Source organism: Novosphingobium sp. SG751A (assembly GCF_013149295.1).
GTDB lineage: Bacteria > Pseudomonadota > Alphaproteobacteria > Sphingomonadales > Sphingomonadaceae > Novosphingobium.
Genome location: NZ_JABGCB010000025.1, coordinates 1 through 19,704 on the forward strand (window position 1 = coordinate 1; position 19,704 = coordinate 19,704).

Genomic DNA, 19,704 nt, shown 5'->3' on the forward strand with positions numbered 1-19,704 from the left:
ACGCCCTTCTCCTTCAGCCGAACCGCCTCTTCCACCGCGATCTCGTCAAACGGGTTCATGCTCATCTTCACATTCGACAAGTCAACACCCGTGCCATCCGCCTTCACACGTGGCTTCACGTTGTAATCCAACACTCGCTTGATCGGGACTAAACACTTCATGGCTGCATCACCCTTAGCTTCCAGCACCCGATTCCACAGGCGCTTGCATGGCCGTTGAACAAGGCCTATACCAAACATCTGTTACAGTCAAACGAGGAAGCGCATTTTGCCCCTGCCCACCCCCTCCTGCCATGCCATCATCAAGCAATCCGGCAAGGCCGCGCCGAGGCAGGCAGCTTGGGTATGACCAAGGCAAAAGCAGCACCGCGCGCGCGTCGCCAGCCCACCGAACAGGGCAGCAATCGCCGCGCGCAAATTCTTGAAATCGCCGCCCATCTTTTCGCGGCCAAGGGCTATGCCGGAACTTCGATGCGCGACATCGGCGAGGAAGCGGGCGTGCTCGGCGGCTCGCTTTATCACCATGTCAAATCGAAGGACGCGCTCTTTGCCGAGCTGCATAACAACGCGCTCGACCAGGCCGGCGCGCGAATCGAGGAGGCCATTGCGAGCCTCGACGAGCCTTGGAAAAAGCTCGAAACTGCCTGCATTACGATGCTGGAAATCCAGCTGGACCCGCAATCGCTGACCACGCCGCTGATGAATGATTTTCGCATGGCGCCCGAACCGCTTCGCCGCCTGCTGATCGAGCGGCGCGATGCTTTTGAGACGATCTTTGCGCGGATCATCGCCGAGCTTGGCCTGCCGCCGCATATCGACCTGTCGATCTATCGCAACACGCTGCTGACCATGCTGAACCACACGACCGACTGGTATCGCCCCGGACGCCTGAGCCCTGCCGATATCGGACGGCAGGTCGCTGCCATCATGCGCGGCGGCAAAGCGTGAAACATGGGGCCGGAGAAACATTCACCCCCGATGCGCGGGGGACGCAACACGCTCGTCAAGACTTTTCAGAATTTCAACCGCGAATGACATAGTCTTTAGGAATAAAACTCGGACTATCCCTCAAGGCTCCTATGGACATGGGCGGCATCATAGATCTTTTTGATCTCGCGGCATTCCCATTTCAGAATGCGCTCTGCCTTCCAGATACCAACCTGTATCCATATTGCTTTTCGCAAGTTATTTTATAATCTCCTTTAAGATATTTACGGATTTGATAAATGATAACTTGAATATGCTTGATGCTCATTTCATCAACACCATTCCCTATCATGTTGTTTATTTCATGATAGGAAACATAGTGGTTCTTTTTGCGTATAAGGCCTGATAAGATCTGCTTGTGCCTTCGCGGAAGCCGCGAAACATCCGCAATCTCGACAAGCTGATCATCCCGGCGCCGATCCCTGAAATGCTGCTCCATCGATTGAGCATAGCGGCGCCACATGGCCCGCGACCGCCAGACCGCTTCGGCCGGGGATGTCCGCTCGATATCGATGGCATCATCAAAACCCGCCGCCACGGTACGCGCACGCTTGGCCGGGGTGGCGTTGGGCTGGGCTGCGCCGTCGTCTTGTCGAAAAGCGCGTGGCCTTCATCTCTCCAGGCAGGCAATTCTATGTGCCCGAGGCGCTTCTCGATCTGCGCGAAATCTATTCCAGCCGGCCTGCAGCGCCATCCGAGCAATTGTCGCCGACAGCCCAGGTTCTGGTGCTCGCGGCCTTGCTGGGCCACGAGGTCAACGATGCGAACATGACCCAGCTTGCCGATCACTATCGGGTAGCGATCATGAGCATCAGCCGCGCCGTCGATGAACTGGAAGCATTGAAACTGGCGCAGCCGCATCATGTCGGTCGTCAGCGCCGCTTGCGCCTGCGCATGAGCGGTGCGCAGCTATGGCGCGCCATCGAAGATCGGCTGCAATCCCCGGTACGAAAATCTCGCTCCGTCATAGGCGAACTGCCGGACGATCTCGCGGTCCTGGCCGATGAAAGCGCGCTTGCACGCTATACCATGCTAGCAGAGCCGAAGATCATATGCCGAGCCTTACCGGCATCAGCCTGGAAGCGGATAGCTAAAGATTACAGGCTTGAGAGCAGCTGGGATCGTGACGAGCGCAGACAGGAAGTCCAGACCTGGGCCTATGATCCGCAGCCTCTAAGCGAGGACGGAACGGCCGACCGGATTTCGCTGTACCTGAGCACACGGCATGACCCTGACGAACGTATTGCCCAGGCAGCCGAGCAACTTCTCGAGCCCTTTGAATGGTAACTGGCGTCGATCGCTTCCGCGCCCATTTTGTGGATCATGAGCATCAGTATGTCCTGATCGGAGGCGCGGCATGCGAACTGATCATGGACGACGCCGGTCTCAATTTTCGCGCGACCAAGGATCTGGATATCGTGCTGATCATCGAGGCGCTCGATCCTGCATTTTCAGAGGCCTTCATGGCCTTTGTCAAAGCGGGAGGCTACGAAATCCAGCAGCGCAGTGAAGGAGCGCGGGCCTTGTATCGCTTCGCAAAGCCAGAGCATTGTGGGCCATCAGCGCCAGAGGCGATACGGCCATTAAAATGATGGTCCTCATGAGTTCTCTCCCGCATTATTGCGCCGACTCATAGAGCGACTTTTAAATAGGGTAATATGATTATTGATGCATTTTAATTTAGGGAATCAGGCACAACCATCCCACGTCCAAAAGCGTTGCTGGATAGAATTGACCGTGGATTACATATGATACATTATCGTACGATAAATTTGTCATACGGAGAGTGTCATGTCATCCCGCCAATCCCAACGCATATTGCTGACCGGCGCTTTTGGCGGCGTCGGCGAGTGGCTCGTCCAAGACCTGCTGGCTTTAGGGCATCATGTCACCTGCCTCGATCTGCCCTCTCCACGGTCAACCAAAGTGGCGAAAAAACTGGCCGTAACGTCGCGCTTTGATGTCGAATGGTGCGACCTGACCGATTCTTCGGCGGTGTCCGAAGTGGTTGCCAGGGTTCAGCCCGACATGATCGTCCATGCCGCCGCGATCATCCCCCCGCTGTCGGTCAAGAAGCCCAAACTGGCCCGCGCGGTCAATGTTGGCGGAACGGAGCATTTGCTCACTGCAGCATCGGCCCTCCCCACGTTCAGGCGCCTTGTTTTTGTGTCGAGCTATTCGGTCGGCGGCCCGATTAATCCCCATCGCACCCCAGCGCCATGGGATGGCAATACCCAACCCGCGCCTCAAGACGATTATGGCCTCCAAAAGGCGGAGGCCGAAGGGTTGGTGCGAACCGCTGGCCTGCCGTGGACGATCATTCGTTTGTGCGCGGTCTTCCCGTTGACGGATACGGCGCCCGATCCCGACACGCTGACCTTCTCTTTCGCCCTGCCCTATGACCGGCGCGAACATGCCATCGACGTACGCGATGCCGCCTATGCCATTGCGCAGGCCACCGTAGCGGAGGGAGCGCTCAATCGGCTCTTCGTACTGGGCGGCGGCGAGGGGTGGCAGGGGATCGGAGGCGAATTGACGGGGGCCATGATGACATCATCGGGCCTGCCGCCACTGCCCGCAACCTGCTATCGTCAGGCCGATCCGGCGCGGGACGAAACGTGGTTTTATGAAAACTGGGTCGATACGCGCGAAAGTCAGGCCGTCCTGAACTATCAGCAGCACAGTTTCAGCGAATTTCTGGCAGAAAGACGCAAGAGAATGGGCATGGCCTATTATCTGGTTAGGCTGCTCTCGCCCATCATCTTCCGAGTGCTCAAAGGCAAGTCGCCTTATCTGAAGAACCGCGATCTGCACAAGGATCTGCCCTTCAGCGAAGCGGCGGCACGATTGCTCCGCAAAGACTGAGTGCAAAAGCCCGGCGCCCCATCGGTAGCGCCGGGCTTTTATGGCTCAGGACACCACCTCCGCCTTGCGATTGCCACCATTGGTCAAACGGGCCAGCTTTGGCCGCAACCAGCTTTCAAAACTGTCCACCAGTTCATAAACCACCGGCACCAGAATCAGCGACAGCGCCGTCGAACTGACCAGACCGCCAATCACCGCCACTGCCATGGGTTGGCGGAATGCCGCCCCCTCGCCCATCCCAAGCGCGGTAGGCAACATGCCCGCCGCCATGGCAAAGGTGGTCATCACGATCGGGCGCGCGCGCTCGCGACAGGCGTTGAGGATCGCCTCGCGCTGGGGTTGCCCGGCGCGCTCATCCTCGATAGCGAATTCGACAATCAGGATCGAATTCTTCGCCGCCAGCCCGAGCAGCATTAGCAGCCCGATCAACACCGGCAAGGTAATGGGCAGACCGACCAGCTTGATCGCTGCAAAGGCCCCCAGCATGGTCAACGGCAGCGCCGAAAGGATCGTCAAGGGCTTGAAGAAGCTGCGGAACAGCAGGACCAGCACGAAATAGATCATCATGATCCCCGCCGTCATGGCGAGCACCATATTGCCCATCAGATCGGCAAAGGCCTCCATGTCGCCGGTACGCACTTCATGCACGCCGGGCGGCAAATGACGCATGATCGGTAAGCTCGCCACCGCCTTGGTCGCCTGCCCAAGCGTGGTGCCGTTCAGGTCGGCCTGAACCGACACGCGCCGCTCGCGATCATAGCGCACGATCTGGCTGGGGCCGGTTTCCACAGACAGGCGCGCTACCGAAAACAGCGGGGTGAATTTGTTGTCCAGCGTCGGCACCTGTAAATTGCCGATGCTTTGCAGATCCTTGCGACTGGCACTGTCCAGCCGCACACGGATAGGCAGGCGCTGGCGCCCGGCGGAAAATTTGGCGACATTGGCGTCGATGTCGCCGATGGTCGCCGTCCGCACCACGCTGGAAATGGCCTGAGACGACACGTTGAGGCGCGCCGCAGCCTCGGGATCGGGACGCACAATCAGTTCGGGCGCGGAAGGCGGCGGGGCGGCACGAGGCTCGGCAATTTCACCAACGCCGCGCATCTGACGCAAAAGTTCAAGTTGCGCCTTTTCCAGTTGCTTCGCATCATCGCCTGCCAGAACCACTTCATATCCGGCGGTGCCATAGGCGCCCTGATTGGCGATCCGCACATCGGGCACATCGCGCAGCAAGGTCACCAGTGAGCGCTGAAACGCATCGGTGGTCATCGAACGATCATGGCGCAACAGGACGGTGATCGTGCCCGAATTGATCTGGGCATTGGTACTGCCCTGCAAACCGGCGCTGACCGATCCGATCTGGGCAAAGACGGTGTCCACGTCATCCTTGGCCAAAAGATCATGGCTGACCCTGCGGATGGCACGATCCATCGATTCCGGCGTGGAGCCAGCGGTGCCCTGAACCGAAAGATAGAAATAACCGGGATCTGCCGTCGGCTGAAAACCGACCGGAATGCTGGCAGCCAACACGATGGAAAGGCCGAACAGCCCGACCCCACCAGCCACAGACTTCCATGGATGCAACAGGCACCAGTCCAGCAGGCGCGCATAGAGGCTGTTGGCGGCGGGCTCAGACTGACGATGGGCCACAGGTTGCAGAAAATAGGCTGCCAGCAACGGCGTGACGAAACGCGCGATGATCAGCGAGAAGAGCACAGCGGCCGCCACCGTCAGGCCGAATTCGCGGAAAAACGGCCCAATTTGGCCACCAAGGAACGAGACCGGCGTGAACACCACGATGATCGCCGCCGTAGTGGCAATCACCGCCAGCCCGATTGCATCGGCACCAATCAGCGAGGCCTGATAAGGCGTCTCGCCCGCCTCGATCCGTTTTTCGATATTCTCGATTTCCACGATGGCGTCATCGACCAGAATGCCGATCACCAGCGTCAGGCCCAGCAAGGTGATCGTGTTCAGGCTGAAGCCGAACAGCAGCATCGCGCTGAATGTGGGGACCAGTGACAAGGGCATGGCGAGTGCCGCGATCACCGTCGCGCGCCAGTTGCGCAGAAAGAACATGACCACAACCGCAGCAAGGAACATGCCCTCGATCAGCACATGGGTGGTGGCGGTATAGCTGTTGCGCGTGTCATCCACTGTCGAGACGATCTTGCGGATCTCCACGCCGCGTCCGGAATGATTCAATTCCTCGATCAGGCGGCTGACCTCGCGCTCGACGCTGACGTCGCTGGCATTGGTGGTCTTGCTGACCTGAAATGCCACGGCAGGCGCGCCGTTCAATCGGGCAAAGCCGCGCTGTTCGGCGCGACCATCGGCCACGGTGGCAATATCGGCAAGCCGCACGTAGCGCTGGGCCGAAACCGGCACATTTACCTGCGCCAGGGCCGCAACAGTGGCAGCCGAGCCCAGCACGCGGATCGTCTGCTCCCGCTCTCCAAGGCCTGCACGCCCGCCGCTGTCGTCGCGGTTAAATTGTGCCAGCGCGGTGTTTACCGCCGAGGCGGTTACCCCCGTCGAGCGCATCTTTTCCGGGTCAAGCAGGACATTGATCTCGCGGTCGACGCCCCCAATGCGACGCACCTGCGCCACGCCCTTGGCCGACTGCAATTTGCGCGTCACCGCGTCATCGACAAACCACGACAATTCCACCGCGCTCATCTTGGGCGAACTGACCGCAAAGGTCATGATAGGCGCACTGGAAATATCCACCCGGCGCACGGTGGGCGGGTCGATGCCAGTGGGCAGAATGGCGCGGGTCTGCTCCACCGATGTGCGCACATCATCGACCGCTTTTTGCATGTCGCTGCCGATTTCGAACTCGGCGGTGGTGGTCGTCACGCCCAACGAAACGTTGGAGGAAATATGGCGCAGCCCCGAAATGCCCGACAGGCCATTCTCGATGGGGCGGGTGATCTGCTCCTCCATCTCGGTGGGCGAGGCGCCATTTTGCGTCACCGTCACCGAGACGATGGGAAATTCGACATTGGGCAATTGCTTGATAGTCAGACGGGCATAGGACACAAAGCCAGCCAGCGTCAGCGCAATGACCATGACGACAACGGGAATGGGATTGCGGATGGCCCAGGCGGATAGACGCATCTTACTGCCCCCACTTGGCATCGGCGACGGGTTTGACCGTATCGCCGGAAAGAACGAAATCCTGCGACCCGGTCAGCACACGCTCGCCCGGTTTTGGTCCCGACATCAATTCGATCAGCCCGCGCCCGCGCCGCCCCAAAGTGACGCCCATGCGATGCACGACATTGCGCCCATCCACCACGATCACCGCCGACCCTTCCGCGCTGACCGTGACGGCCGCTTCCGGCACAGCGCGCACGGAACGGCTGATGGTACGAAATTCCGCTTTGGCAAAGCCACCGGGGCGCAGATCCGCGCGCACCGGAAGGGTAACGCGCGCGCGCCCCAGCCGGGTAGAGGCATCAACCTGCGCGGAAACAAGGCGCACTTTGCCCGTCACGGTCTCGCCGGTCGCCAGAATGACCTTCGCCTCATCGCCGAGCTTGATGAAATTCATATTTTGCTCGGGAATCTCGGCGTCGAGTTCGACAACGCGATCCGTGGCCAAAGTGAACATGATGCTGGACGGGGCCGCCACATCGCCCGGGCGCACCGAGCGCGACAGCACGATGCCACCGACCGGCGCACGCACCACCATCAGCTTTTGCCGGATCAGTTGCGCCGAAAGCTGGGCGCGGGCCTGCGCCAGTTGCGCATTGGCCGATTTGGCCGCCAATCGCCGCTCGGCGATCACTTCACCGGACAGGACCCCGCTGTTATCCAGCGTGGAAACACGCTCGGCCTCCTGCTGGGCGCGCTGGGCGGCGACTTCGGCCTGCATCACGCTGGCGCGCTGCTGGGCGATATCGGCCTTGAGCAAGGTGTCGTCGAGCATGGCCAGAGGCTGACCCGCACGCACCACCGCGCCCTGATCCACCAGCACCCTCGACACCGGATAGTTCGAGAGCTGGCTGGTCACGGCGGCCTCCTCACGCGAAACAAGCCGGCCCGAAACGACCAGGCCGTCGCCCAGATCGAGTTGCCGCACCGGCGCCACGAAAACGGCTCTTGGCGAATTGGTGGGGCGCTTCTGGTCATGGCCAGAGCTGCAGGCCGTCAGCAGAGCCAAAAACCCCACCGGCAAAACGTGACGCATCAGGAATCCTTCTCGTTTTTGGCTGTATTGGTGCCGGCTTGCTGGCTGGCGGGCCATCCGCCGCCCAGCGCGCGGAACAGGTTCACACTATCGGTCAGGGTTCCGGCCCTCAGATCCGACAGGCTGGCCAGATTGGCGCGCCATGTGCGCTCAGCCTGAAGCAGGGCGGACAGATCGACCACGCCCCGGCGATAGCCTTCGGCCTGCGCCGAAAAGGCAAAGCGGGCGCGTTCCTCGGCCTGCGCCAGATCCTTGAGGCGCGCCTGATCCCCGGCATAGGTGGTCAGCGCATTCTGCGCCTCGGCAAAGCCGGACTGGACCGCATTTTCATAGGCGATCACGGCCTGTTCGGTACGCGCGCGTTGCCCCCTCACCTGCGCCAGCAGGCGCGGACGGTTGAGCACCGGCAAGGCCAGCCCCTCGCCCAGCGACCAGAGCGCGGTGGCATAACCGGCCGGGCCGATAAGTTTGGTGAAAGAGCCCGACGCCGACAAGCTGACCGTGGGCAACAGTTCGCGCGCATTAAGGGTCAGCGTGCCCGCCGCCGAGCGCAATCGGGCCTCGGCTTGACGGATGTCGGGGCGCCGCACGAGCAGGGAAGCGGGCGTTGCGGCAGGGATCGCCGGGGCAGAGGTCAATTCCGCCGCGATGGGGATCACCTCGATCGGCTCGGTGCCGCGCCCCAGAAGAACCAGCAGCGTGCGTCGGGCAATTTCCAGCCGGACCGCAATGGCGCGCACATTGGCGCGAGCGGTGGCGACATCCGCAGTCAGGCTGGCCGCATCGGCGGGCGAGGCAAGGCCAAGTGCAGCGCGACGATCCCCCACGCGCGCCAGTTCCTGCGCCACCCTCAGCGTTTCGCGCGCCTGCTGCAGGCGGATAGCGTTCGCGCGCGCCTCGATCAGATCGCCAGCAACCGAACTGGCCAGACTTTGGCGACTGGCCTCATATTGGAACCGCGCCGCATCCAGATCGGCATTGGCCGCGCGGCGCATTGCATCCTCACGCCCGAACAGGCCTAATTCCCATGATGGCGAGAACGCGCCCGTATAGGTCGTTTGATGATAGCCGGGAACGCCCTGCGTATTGTTCTGCTGATCCTGCCTGCTGCCCGTGGCGGCACCCTGCAGCGAAAAGCGGTTCATCGCGGTCGCCCGCGTGGCCTGCGCCTGTTGCAGAACCGCAATCGCCGTGCGCGCATCGGGCGCATTGCCCAGAGCCTGATTGACCAGAGCGGTCAATTGCTCGTCGTTAAACAGCAGCCACCAGGCGTCCAGCGCTTCTTCGCCAGCGGTGGCGGCCATCTTGTGATCGGAAAAGCCGGTGGGCACCGCGACAGAGGGTTGGCGGTGCGCATCCGAAACGCAGGCTGCCATACTGGCACACAGTGCGAGTACGGCGATTCGGGGAATGAAGCGGGAATGTGACATGGAAATTTAATAGCACGGTATCGTACTATTGCAAGCAAGGTTGCTGGCCTTGCCGCTTTTTGCCTGCGCCATACTGGCCCACAAAAAAGCGCCATCGCGCAACCTCCGACCAACAATCGGAAGATCGCGCGATGGCGCTCCATTTCCTCGTCAGGGGCGCCGCAATTCCAGCCCGGCCAGCAAGGCCGACCCGCCCTGTTTCACAAATTCAACCTTGGTAACCCCGCCCTTCACCGTGATCGGAATCACCTTGGTCACGGCCTTCAGGATACCTCCCGCCGCCTTGGCAGGGTTGAATTGGTCCAGCACTGTCATGCCATCGACCTTCACCGCAAAACTGCGAGAATCGGCCATAGCCTGACTGGTTTCAAACATATGGAGCACCAGATTCCAGCGGCCGTCCGGCACGGGCAAGGTGTAAACGAAGGCCCCCGACCGATAGGTGTCGAACAAGACAGGATCGCTCGTCCCGCTGACCACTTTGCCACCCTTTGGCATGCGCGGCATTTGCGGGGTCAGGGAGGAGGTCGAACCGCCCTCGACATAATTGTCCGAACCATAGCGCCGCCCGTCAGCCGTGACATGGCCGACCAGCGTTCCGACATCAATCGACAAGCCGGCCTCAGGATCGGGCGCCATCCATGTCACGCTGTCCTGCAACGCGACGCCATCCCTTTGCGCCGAAACCGACAGGGCATTGCTCCCACCGTTCAGGTGGACCGCTGGCCACAGACAGATGCCGTCCTTGCAATCCGCCTCGCCCACGCGCTTGCCATTGACGGTCAGGCTGGCCTTGGCGGCATTGCTATAGGCCTTAACATCGGCCACCGGATAGGCTCGGGCAGTGTAACGCTTGCCGGTCAAATAGAGCATCGGTTTGGCCGACCAGTTGGCCTGATAGAAGTAGAAGGCTTCCTTCTTTTCCTTGCGGTCAAACGTCACCAATCCCTTGTCATTGATGTCGATGGCATCACCCTCCTCGCGCAGGTCGGAGGCGAAGTCGAACATGTTCCAGACCCATGTGGCAAAGAGATAGGGCCGTGATTTCAGCCCCTTCCATGCCTCCTCGTGATACCAGCTCTGATATTCCTCGGGATGGGGGCGGCCAAAGGCGGCAATCGACCCGCCATGCGGATTGTCGGAATGCTGGGTCAGCGCGCCGCCTGCGCCATATTCGCTGATCGACATCGGCAAGGCGGGGTGCTTGGCGTGCAATTTGTCCAGTTCAGCGGCATAGTCCCCGGGCTTGCCATAATACCAGCCGTAATAGCGGTTATAGCCGGTCAGGTTGGTAAAGCCCGACAATGCCTCTTGATCCGGGCGGGAGAAGGGCGAATCCTCGCAGCAATCAGCAAAGGTCGTGGGGCGTGAAGGGTCTTCCTCGCGAGCCAGCGCCGACAGATCCTTGAGCAGCGCCTGCCCCCGCGCCGGACGATCCGTTTTCAGATAGAGCATACTGGCGTCCACCTCATTTCCGGTGGACCACATGAAGATCGAGGGGTGATTAAATTGCTGGCGGATCAACTCCTTCAGCTGCTGACGCGCATTGACGAAAGTGGCAGGCGTACCATCGGTCCCATCATAGGATGAAGCCGAGATATAGGGCACCTCCGCCCACATCACCATCCCGCGCCGATCCGCCAGATCATACCACAAATCGTCATGGGGATAATGCGCGCCGCGAATGGTGTTCGCACCGATCTCCTCGATCATGGCCATATCGGCCTCGTGATCCTGCGGGCTCAACGCAGCGCCCTTGGCCATGATGTCCTGATGGCGCGACACGCCATGGAGCGCCAAAGACTTTCCATTGAGGAAAAAGCCCTTGTCGGGATCGAAGCGAAAGGCTCGCAGGCCCAGCGGCTGCACCACCTTGTCGATCACCTGCGCGCCCTTTTTCAGCGTGACGGCGACTGTATAGCGATAGGGATCGACCTGCCCCTGCCACAGATGCGGGTGATCGATATGCAGGGTCTGACGCAATTCCCCCGTTTTGTTCGACAACAAAGCAAGGGCTTGAATCTTCTCGGTAACAACCTTGCCCTGTGCATCTAGAATGACAGTCTGCGCGGTCAGTTTTGCCGGATCCTTCCAGTTGTTTCGCAAGCGGGAGAGCACTTCAACCTCGGCGGCATTTTGATCGACCGATGTCGCTTTGGCATAGACGCCCGGTCCACCGAAATCGAGCAGGTCGAAACCAGCTCCCTGCGTGGTGATCAGTTGGACCCCGCGATAGAGCCCGCCATAGATAAAGAAGTCCCCCGCCAGCGGCAGGATCTCGCTGGTGCTGCTGCCTGGCTCGGGTTTGGAATTGTCGGCGCGGACCACGATCGTGTTGGCGGCGCCCGCTTTCCACACGTCCGTCACATCAAAACGGAAACGGGTGTAGGCCCCGCGATGTTCCCCCACCGCCACGCCATTGACCCACACCTGAGCAATATTGCCCACACCTGCAAAATCGAGATACTGGCGCTGCCCGGCCTGCGCGGCGGGCGCCTGCAGGCTTAGGCGATACCAGCCCACGCCCTGACGGTTGCCCTCACCCTTCGAGCGTTGGGTGGCATAAGCGCCAATGCGATTCCAGCTATGTGGAAGATCGACGCTTTCCCATTGGCTGTCGTCGAAAACCGGCTTTATCGCGGCCTCTGGCGTGTCGGCGCCATAGTGAAAACGCCAGCCTCTGGTCAGATCCTGAACGGATCGCCCCGCGGCCTCAGCGGCCTGTTGCGATGCGGCCGAAGCCATGGGCGCAAATGGCATCATCATGGCGGTCAACAGCAGCGCCCTGCAGGCAAACCTCTTCATCGCATCCCCCAACATATCATCGTGCTTGTGGATAGTAGTCTGCCCCCGGGAGACAGATCCGGCCGCCGCGCAATGCGCCGGCGGCCGGTCGCGGGTCACTTCTTGGCGATCTTGGCGAGTTCGCCGTCGATCTTGGCCAAAACATCATCATTGAGCGCGTCGCCCGAATAGGACTGGATCGCCTTGAGCGTCATGCCATTGGCCAACGAGATCTGGCCATTGTTGACGACATCGGGAATGTATTTGACCAGCACGGCCTTGGTCTGGGGATTTGCCATAAGCGTGCCGATGGTGGTGCCTGCGGTACTGTAAGCGGGCGCTGCGGCGGCAATCGCCGATCCGGCCACAGGGGCAGTCAACGCAATGGCAAGGGCATAGGCAAGGTGACGCATAACCAATCCTTCTCTCCAAATCATTTGTCACATCGTACGATTAGGTTTAATCGAACGATATCGTTCTATAATGACTGAAGGGAAGAATCCAGCAAAATCCTCACGCCCTCTTTATCACCAGGCTGCGCGCCCCCCCACCATGATCGCAACCTGCCGGGCGACAAACTGGGCGACGACCTGACTGGTCATTTCCTGTTGCATGCTGGCTGTCCGATACCAGCCCAAAAGCGAGGAAATGAAACCCACCGCCACGCTGCGAGCGTCGCTGATCGGCCAGCCTGCCTCAGATGACAGGCGTTCAATGTCGCAAATGACCCGCTCGGTGAACGGCACAGAGCCTTGATCGTGAAATTCCCGAAACAGTTCGGGAAAACGCGGGGCTTCGCTGAATATGAGATGATCGAAGGCGGCCACCTCGGGGTCGCTGAAAGCGCCCAACAATTTGATACCCGTATTGAACAGCAATTCCGATACATCGCCGGCGACCGGCTCGGCCTGCCCCGCTGCCGACGGGGTCCATGCGTTCAGTCGCTCGGCAACGATGGCCCGGAACAGGTCGCTCTTGTTGGGGTAACGTGAATAGAGAGTCCCCTTGGAGACGCCCAGTGAACTGGCCACAGCTTCCATCGACGTATTGGCATAACCATTTTCGAGAAACAGTTGTTTGGCCTTGTCGATGATCGCACTGTCTATGGCGGCCACTTGTGATGCGCTTGGGCGGCCTCGCTTGGTGGTGAACGCTTCGGCTGGTGTTTTCTTGGCTGCGGTGACTTTGGCCTTTGGCGACGGTTTGGGAGCCCGTTTGGCGCCCGTGGCCGTCTTTTCAACACCTTCAATGTTTTGTTTCACGCCATGTCCTCACGCATGAGCTGATGCCAGCCCCCATCGGACCACCATAGGCCCAACATAGAAATGTCCCCGATCGGTTTGTGATCGGGGACAACAATTTATGGTCAGCGGGCGCCGAATGCAAACCGCACGCTTACCCCCACCTCACGGGGGCGGGTATAGGATGCATAACGATAGCCGCTGGTTCCGAACACCGCATCGGTGCCCGCGGGCGGGGTCAGATAGGAGGATTCCTGCGTCAACTGAACACCTGTGCCGGTGACATTGCGCGCAAAAACGCCGATGTCCCATCGCCCATCAGGTGCGCGCACACCCGCAAACAGGTTCAGCAAGCCATAGCTTGGCGCAACAAATCCGGCATTGGCCCGGCTGTTGCTGGGATAATAGTTAAGCAGCCCGCGCAAATAGCCTTCCGACTGACCTACGGGCATATGATATTCCGACTGCAAAGTTGCATTCCACACGGGATCGCGCGAAACGGCCTGCTTGCTCACACAGCGCGCCACGCTGGTCTTGGCCGCCTGAAACCCGGCCAGCGTTGCGGTGCCGGTATCGGCCACGCCGTCGAAATTGGAATCGTTGCAAGGGATCGACTGATTATTGACCTTACCATCGGCATAGCTGAGCGCAAGGGCAATGGACCAGCGCGGCGTGGCCTGAAAGGCGGCATCAACGTCAAAGCCTTTCACGATAGCATCGGCGCCAACGTTGAGAGGACCATAGCTGACAAAGGTCGAAGCGCCGTTGTTCTGGACAATCGGAATACCATTCAGCTGGAACAACAGGCCTTTAAACTTATGATAGAAACCAGCGACATTGACCCGCAGGCGGCGATCAAGCCAGGTCGTCTTGAGGCCCGCTTCATAAGAAGTCGAGGTTTCATTTGGCAGGAACGTATAAGCCCCCAAGGTCGGGTCATTCGCAGCATTCTGGATGGTGATATTCACCGCCCCGCGCCGCCATGACGTGCCCACATTGGCATAGGCCAGCACATCGCGCGAGAAGCGATAGCGCACCGAAGCATTATAAATCCAAGGCTTGTCTTTCTGGTTGCGCGAGGCATTCTGGACCGGCGTAGTCGAAGCCGCGATGGGAATGTCGCAATAGCCCGGATAGGTGCTGCCAAAACCCGCCAGCGAACATGGGAACGGCAATTGCCTTGCAATCATGCCTGCCCCAAGCATAACCAACTGGGTATCGTCAGTGCTGGATACGATGCGGCGCAGGCCTCCGGCCACCTCCAGCCGATCTCCCAGATGCAGGCTGGCATTCGCAAAGACCGAGGCTTCGAGTTGACGGCTGCGCACCGTGATAAACGCAGGCAGGACATATTTGGGATTGAACACGTAGGGACTGGGTTGCGCCGGATTGCCAAAGGCGCCTGCCAGCGACGTCGCGGGCTGCTGGCCGCCGGTCGAACTGACACTTAGATAATTGAAGTAACCGATGGTGTAGTCGATCAGTTTATTGCCGACCGAGGACAGGCGCACTTCCTGCGAAACGTTGCGCGAATTTGTCGCGATATCCTGATAATAGGTGTTGCCGACCAAAGCGTTGCCATAGTCGAGCGCACTATGGGTCGTGGTCCCGCCCCAATTCCAGCCGCCGATATAGCTCAACCGATGGCCAAGCACCTGCCAGTTGGCCGAGGCGATCACCTGATTGGAGCGCAGCGTACCATCGCGCGGCGCATCGTCCACGCCCATACGGTCGCGGGCCTGCAAAGCCGGACCATTATAGTTGGCAGGCGCCAGCGCCGTCACGCCACCGGGCGCACCCGGCCCGACAACCTGGGTAAACACCCGCGAGCTATTGTCCATACGTTGGTACATGACATTGGCGTCGAAACTATCGGTTGGCGTGAAGCTTAGGTTGACACGACCACTGGTCGTGTTGCGATAAGGGTGCAGGCCCGAATTGATGCTGTGGATGTTGTCGGCATCATTCTGGTCCACCAGACCGGCCACGCGCACCGCCAAAACATCCTTGATGATCGGCGCGTTCAGGGCTCCCTGTGCGTTAATTGCGCTCAAACTGCTGCCAAGGCCGCTGACATAGCCGCCCCATTCATGCGTATTGGCCTTGCGCGTCGAAATCAGGATGGCGCCCGATGGCGCGGTGCGCCCACGCAAGGTACCCTGCGGTCCGCGCAGCACCTCCAGCCCGTTGACATCATACATTGCCTGAAACGCTTCGCTTGCGCCAAACGGCACTTCGTTCAGATAGATATCAACGGTGGGCGATGCCTGCGTGCTGCCATCATAGGTCACGCCGCGGATCGAGGGAGCCGGTGCGCGCCCGCCCGAAACGCTGCCATTGTTCAACGACAGACCGGGGACCACCGAAGCAACATCCTGAAACTGGGTGATGTTGAGCTTTTTGATGGCATCGCCTGTCACCGCGCTGACCGTTTGCGGTACATTCTGCAGGCTTTCCGAACGGCGCCGTGCCGTAACCACGATATCGACCGCTGAGTCGGGGGCCTGAACGATGCCCTTTGCGGGCTCCGAATTGCCGCCGCTCGATGATTGCGCCATGGCCTGCGAGCCCGCCATGCAGGCCAAAGTGCTGACAGCACACAGCAATATTTGGGTCTTGCGCCCCATAATCCCCTCCTGTTTTGCAGATTCTGATGTCATCTGTCTTCTCTTGGGTGAACCACATACGGCGGGATGTCAATATATCGTACGCAAGCGAACTATAATGGTCCACAAAGCCCCTTTGCGTTGTGCATTCGCAACATTCTCTCCGCGCTCACACAGGATCTTGACAGCGACAGGGCTTTTATGGAACGATACCGTTCGTTATAAGACGAGAGGATGAAGGAATGGCAAAATCAACGCCCGCGCTGCTGGGCGCCGTGGCATGGGGCGCCTTGTGCGTGACCCATCCAGCCCACGCCCAGCCTGCGTCATCCTCGTCCGTAGCATCACTGCAAGCCGGTTTCACCGCCCCGCCACAGGACGCCAAACCGCAGGTCTGGTGGCACCTGATGAATGGCAATATCGACAAGGAAGGGATGATCCTCGACCTAGACTGGCTGGCCAATGTCGGCATCGGGGGAGTTCACGCCTTTTCGGGCGCCTTGTTCGAACCCACCGTGGTGCAGCGCCCGCTGACATTCATGTCCGATGGCTGGCGCGAAGCGTTTCACGCAGCCGTTGATCACGCAAAAATGCGCGGACTGGAAGTCACCATTGCCGGTTCCCCCGGCTGGAGCCAGACCGGCGGTCCATGGGTAAAACCACAGAATGGCATGAAAAAACTGGTCTGGCGCGAGACGACCGTCAAGGGCGGGCGCTTGCTTCGCCTCACCCTGCCAGCCCTGCCCAATGCCACCGGCCCGATACAGGCCCTGCCCCCCAAAAAGCCTTCCAAGATGGCTTCCGTGCCCATCGCATCGGGCATTGGGCCAGTTGTCGCCTATCGCCGCACCGACATCGCGCCCAAAGCCTACAGGCTCGGCGGCAAGCTTCAGCCCGATCTGGCCTCCGCTACAGATGATCTTGCCACCCGCGTGCCAATCACACTGGATGGGGCTGACGGTGTGGCGATCGACGCGCATTATGCGCAGGCCGCCTCGTTCCACGGTGTAAAGGTGGCCATGGACGCGCCTGTTCCCTTTGACATCTGGGCAAGCGTGGATGGGCAGACTTTCAACCATATCGGCACCTATGATGTGCCCGAAGGCGAGGCACCTTCGCCGCAGCAATCGGTCGCCTTTGCCCCAGTCCGCGCGACGGTGATGCGCATCATCCTACACCGCCCGCCCCCGGCAAAGCCCCTGCCCGGCGTGCCCTCGCTGGGGCCCAAAGGGCCGATGAATACCGCTCTGCGCCTCCTGCGTTTCAGCACCGCGCCCATAGTCGATCGCGTGGAAAGCAAGGCCGGTTTCGAACCGACACCCGCCCCGGCCTCCACCTTGCCCGAGACGCAAGGGATCGCCACCGATCAGGTTGTGGACCTGACCCACAAGGTTGCGGCCGATGGCACACTGTCATGGGTTGCTCCGCCCGGCGATTGGACCATCTTGCGCATGGGCTGGTCTTTGACGGGCCAGACCAATGCCCCGGCAGAACCGGAAGCCACCGGGCTGGAAGTGGACAAATTCGATGCAGACGCAGTGCGCGACTACATCGAAACCTATCTGGCCAGCTATGAAAAAGGCACGCAAAGCCCGTTGGGGCCCAAAGGGATCAGCGGACTGTTGACCGATAGCTGGGAGGCAGGCGTGCAGAACTGGACGCCGGGACTGCCCGAAGCCTTCCGGCGTCTGCGCGGCTATGACCCCACGCCATGGTGGCCGGTGCTGACCGGCGTGGTCGTGCAAAGCCGCGAGGCCAGCGACAATTTCCTCTCCGATTTCCGCCAGACGCTCAAAGATCTGGTGGTATCCAGCCACTATCAGGTACTGGCCCGCGCCGCCCACGATCACGGCATGACCTATTACACCGAGGTTCAGGGCGACCTGCCCCGTGCGATCAGCGACGGGCTGACCGCCAAGGGGCAGGCCGATATACCTTCAGCCGAATTCTGGTTCCGCCCCTTTACGGCAGACGCTGGCCAACCGCCATTGGTGGTCGATTTGAAGGAAGCTGCCTCGGCCGCGCATCTTTATGGGCGTAAGATGGCGGCGGCGGAATCGCTGACCATGGCCGCGCTGGGCGATCCTTGGAGTACCGCGCCCAATCGCTTGAAGCCGGTAATCGACCGGATCTTTGCCACCGGCATCAACCGCATCCTGATCCATGATTCCCACCACCAGCCCTTTGTCGACAAAAAGCCGGGATTACAGCTCGGCATTTTTGGCCAGTGGTTCAATCGCAATGAGAGCTGGGCAGGCATGGCGGGGCCATGGGTCAGCTATCTCGCGCGCTCTTCGTTCATGCTGCAACAGGGCCAATATAGCGCCGACATCGCCTATCTCTATGGCGAGGAAGAGACGCTGACCGCGCTGTTCAACCATCGCTTCAACGAGGCAGTGCCGGACGGATTCGCCTATGACTACATGGACGCCGCCACGCTGAAATCGGGTTTGGCGATCCGGGGCGCGCAAGTGGGCACGCCTTCGGGCATGCAATATCGTCTGCTCTATCTGGGGCAGGAAGCCCGCAGGCTCGGCATCGATTATCTGACAGGCCTGCGCGATCTGGTGCGGGCGGGCGCGGTGCTGGTGGGTCTGCCGCCTACGGGCCGTCTGGGCATGAAAGGGCGTGAGGAAGATTTTGCCGCCATCACCCGTGAATTGTGGCCCGAACAGGCGCCAATGGATCATGCCGTGGGCAAGGGCCGGGTGATCGCCACGCAGGATCTGACTAAGGCCACCGCTATTATGGGCCTCGCCCCCGATGTCGACCTTCCCGCTGGCTCGTCGCTGATGTGGCTGCATCGCCGGATGGAAGGGGCCAATGCCTATTACATCACCAACCAGTCCGACACCGCCCACCAAGGCCCGTTAAGCCTGCGCAGCACCATGCGTTACGCGCAATGGTGGTCGCCCGAAACGGGGAAGATTACGCCGCTCCCGGTTTCCTCAGACGGCATGCGCGCGACCGTGACACTGGACCTCTTGCCCCAGCAGGCGGGTTTTGTGGTGCTCACCGATACGCCTGCAAACCCGGTTGCGACGGATCGGGCGGCGCAGCCCCTCCCGCTTGCGCTGGACGGACCATGGGATGTCCGTTTCGAGGCCAATCGCGGCGCCCCGAATCATGTAACCCTCGACCATCTTCAGGATCTGGCCACGGTGGCAGATCCTGCCATCCGTTATTTTTCCGGCGAGGCGACCTATAGCCGGAACGTCAATGTGCCTGCCGCAATGCTCAAGGCGGGGCGTCTGGCGCTGGATCTGGGCAAGGTGCATGAGGTGGCGCGCGTCACCATCAATGATCGGCCTGTCGGCATCGCATGGCACGCGCCCTATCTGGTCGACATCGGCTCCTATCTGAAACCGGGCGCAAACCGCATTCAGATCACCGTCGCCAATCTTTGGGTCAACCGCCTGATCGGCGACCGCCAGCCCGGAGCCAAGCCCATCGCCTATGCCCCGCAATCGACCTATCGGGCGGGCTCGCCGCTCGCGCCGTCGGGTCTGATCGGGCCGGTGGTGCTGCGTCCGATCGTGCCGAGCGCCTTTGCATTTTAACGATGACCGGGCCGCTCACACCGGCCCCTATGGGAGA

General features: G+C 60.5%; 13 protein-coding genes and 1 pseudogene. 5 read left to right on the forward strand and 9 right to left on the reverse strand.

What is annotated here, in order from left to right; all coding sequences use genetic code 11:
• A pseudogene (locus FHW96_RS22935) lies at nt 1-161 on the reverse strand (electron transfer flavoprotein subunit beta/FixA family protein); the annotation flags it as partial.
• A 183-nt stretch (nt 162-344) separates the two neighbouring features.
• Here FHW96_RS22935 and FHW96_RS22940 point away from each other — a divergent pair.
• Nucleotides 345-947: a TetR/AcrR family transcriptional regulator gene (locus tag FHW96_RS22940; protein WP_172342904.1), complete on the forward strand. Its 603-nt coding sequence runs from the start codon at nt 345-347 to the stop codon at nt 945-947.
• A gap of 181 nt (nt 948-1,128) precedes the next feature.
• On the opposite strand, the gene FHW96_RS22945 is transcribed toward FHW96_RS22940, so the two are convergent.
• Entirely contained in the window at nt 1,129-1,524 is a 396-nt protein-coding gene (locus FHW96_RS22945) for a hypothetical protein (RefSeq protein ID WP_172342903.1), read from the reverse strand.
• A 65-nt stretch (nt 1,525-1,589) separates the two neighbouring features.
• Between FHW96_RS22945 and FHW96_RS22950 the strand changes: the two genes are divergently transcribed.
• The 3 genes from FHW96_RS22950 (at nt 1,590) to FHW96_RS22960 (ending at nt 3,851) form a co-directional block, all read left to right on the forward strand.
• The gene (locus FHW96_RS22950; protein ID WP_216651023.1) at nt 1,590-2,273 is read left to right on the forward strand and encodes a hypothetical protein; all 684 of its coding nucleotides are present in this window, start codon (nt 1,590-1,592) and stop codon (nt 2,271-2,273) included.
• Nucleotides 2,267-2,578, forward strand: a complete 312-nt coding sequence (locus tag FHW96_RS22955; RefSeq protein ID WP_253951181.1) for a hypothetical protein — start codon at nt 2,267-2,269, stop codon at nt 2,576-2,578. The genes FHW96_RS22950 and FHW96_RS22955 overlap by 7 nt, the downstream gene beginning before the upstream one ends.
• Before the next feature lie 199 nt (nt 2,579-2,777).
• Nucleotides 2,778-3,851 carry an NAD(P)-dependent oxidoreductase gene (locus FHW96_RS22960; protein WP_172342905.1) on the forward strand — a complete coding sequence of 358 codons (1,074 nt, stop codon included), beginning with the start codon at nt 2,778-2,780 and terminating at the stop codon, nt 3,849-3,851.
• 45 nt (nt 3,852-3,896) lie between these two features.
• Here the strand turns inward: FHW96_RS22960 and FHW96_RS22965 are convergent, their stop codons facing one another.
• From FHW96_RS22965 to FHW96_RS22995, 7 genes are all read right to left on the reverse strand, one after another.
• A complete protein-coding gene (locus FHW96_RS22965) occupies nt 3,897-6,971 on the reverse strand; it encodes an efflux RND transporter permease subunit (RefSeq protein ID WP_172342906.1) in 3,075 nt (1,024 codons plus the stop codon).
• A gap of 1 nt (nt 6,972) precedes the next feature.
• Nucleotides 6,973-8,046 carry an efflux RND transporter periplasmic adaptor subunit gene (locus FHW96_RS22970; RefSeq protein ID WP_172342907.1) on the reverse strand — a complete coding sequence of 358 codons (1,074 nt, stop codon included), beginning with the start codon at nt 8,044-8,046 and terminating at the stop codon, nt 6,973-6,975.
• Nucleotides 8,046-9,476, reverse strand: a complete 1,431-nt coding sequence (locus FHW96_RS22975) for an efflux transporter outer membrane subunit (protein ID WP_172342908.1) — start codon at nt 9,474-9,476, stop codon at nt 8,046-8,048. Before FHW96_RS22975 ends, FHW96_RS22970 begins: the two co-directional genes overlap by 1 nt.
• A 150-nt stretch (nt 9,477-9,626) precedes the next feature.
• Entirely contained in the window at nt 9,627-12,242 is a 2,616-nt protein-coding gene (locus tag FHW96_RS22980; protein WP_172342909.1) for a glycoside hydrolase family 2 TIM barrel-domain containing protein, read from the reverse strand.
• A 134-nt stretch (nt 12,243-12,376) separates the two neighbouring features.
• Entirely contained in the window at nt 12,377-12,673 is a 297-nt protein-coding gene (locus FHW96_RS22985; protein WP_172342910.1) for a hypothetical protein, read from the reverse strand.
• Between the two features lie 114 nt (nt 12,674-12,787).
• Nucleotides 12,788-13,522, reverse strand: coding sequence for a TetR/AcrR family transcriptional regulator (locus tag FHW96_RS26825; RefSeq protein WP_172342911.1), 735 nt, complete (start codon nt 13,520-13,522; stop codon nt 12,788-12,790).
• A gap of 104 nt (nt 13,523-13,626) precedes the next feature.
• Nucleotides 13,627-16,128 (reverse strand): TonB-dependent receptor, encoded by a 2,502-nt coding sequence (locus FHW96_RS22995; RefSeq protein WP_172342912.1) that lies wholly within the window; start codon nt 16,126-16,128, stop codon nt 13,627-13,629.
• 221 nt (nt 16,129-16,349) lie between these two features.
• Between FHW96_RS22995 and FHW96_RS23000 the strand changes: the two genes are divergently transcribed.
• Nucleotides 16,350-19,667, forward strand: a complete 3,318-nt coding sequence (locus tag FHW96_RS23000; RefSeq protein ID WP_172342913.1) for a glycosyl hydrolase — start codon at nt 16,350-16,352, stop codon at nt 19,665-19,667.
• The last annotated feature ends 37 nt before the right edge of the window (nt 19,668-19,704 follow it).

What these genes read in the sequence shown, in the direction of transcription:
- FHW96_RS22995 (WP_172342912.1), bottom strand. Translation starts at nt 16,128, where the DNA reads ATGGGGCGCAAGACCCAAATATTGCTGTGTGCTGTCAGCACTTTGGCC.
- FHW96_RS22940 (WP_172342904.1), top strand. Translation starts at nt 345, where the DNA reads ATGACCAAGGCAAAAGCAGCACCGCGCGCGCGTCGCCAGCCCACCGAA.
- FHW96_RS22985 (WP_172342910.1), bottom strand. Translation starts at nt 12,673, where the DNA reads ATGCGTCACCTTGCCTATGCCCTTGCCATTGCGTTGACTGCCCCTGTG.
- FHW96_RS22975 (WP_172342908.1), bottom strand. Translation starts at nt 9,476, where the DNA reads ATGTCACATTCCCGCTTCATTCCCCGAATCGCCGTACTCGCACTGTGT.
- FHW96_RS22965 (WP_172342906.1), bottom strand. Translation starts at nt 6,971, where the DNA reads ATGCGTCTATCCGCCTGGGCCATCCGCAATCCCATTCCCGTTGTCGTC.
- FHW96_RS22980 (WP_172342909.1), bottom strand. Translation starts at nt 12,242, where the DNA reads ATGATGATGCCATTTGCGCCCATGGCTTCGGCCGCATCGCAACAGGCC.
- FHW96_RS23000 (WP_172342913.1), top strand. Translation starts at nt 16,350, where the DNA reads ATGGCAAAATCAACGCCCGCGCTGCTGGGCGCCGTGGCATGGGGCGCC.
- FHW96_RS22970 (WP_172342907.1), bottom strand. Translation starts at nt 8,046, where the DNA reads ATGCGTCACGTTTTGCCGGTGGGGTTTTTGGCTCTGCTGACGGCCTGC.
- FHW96_RS22955 (WP_253951181.1), top strand. Translation starts at nt 2,267, where the DNA reads ATGGTAACTGGCGTCGATCGCTTCCGCGCCCATTTTGTGGATCATGAG.
- FHW96_RS22960 (WP_172342905.1), top strand. Translation starts at nt 2,778, where the DNA reads ATGTCATCCCGCCAATCCCAACGCATATTGCTGACCGGCGCTTTTGGC.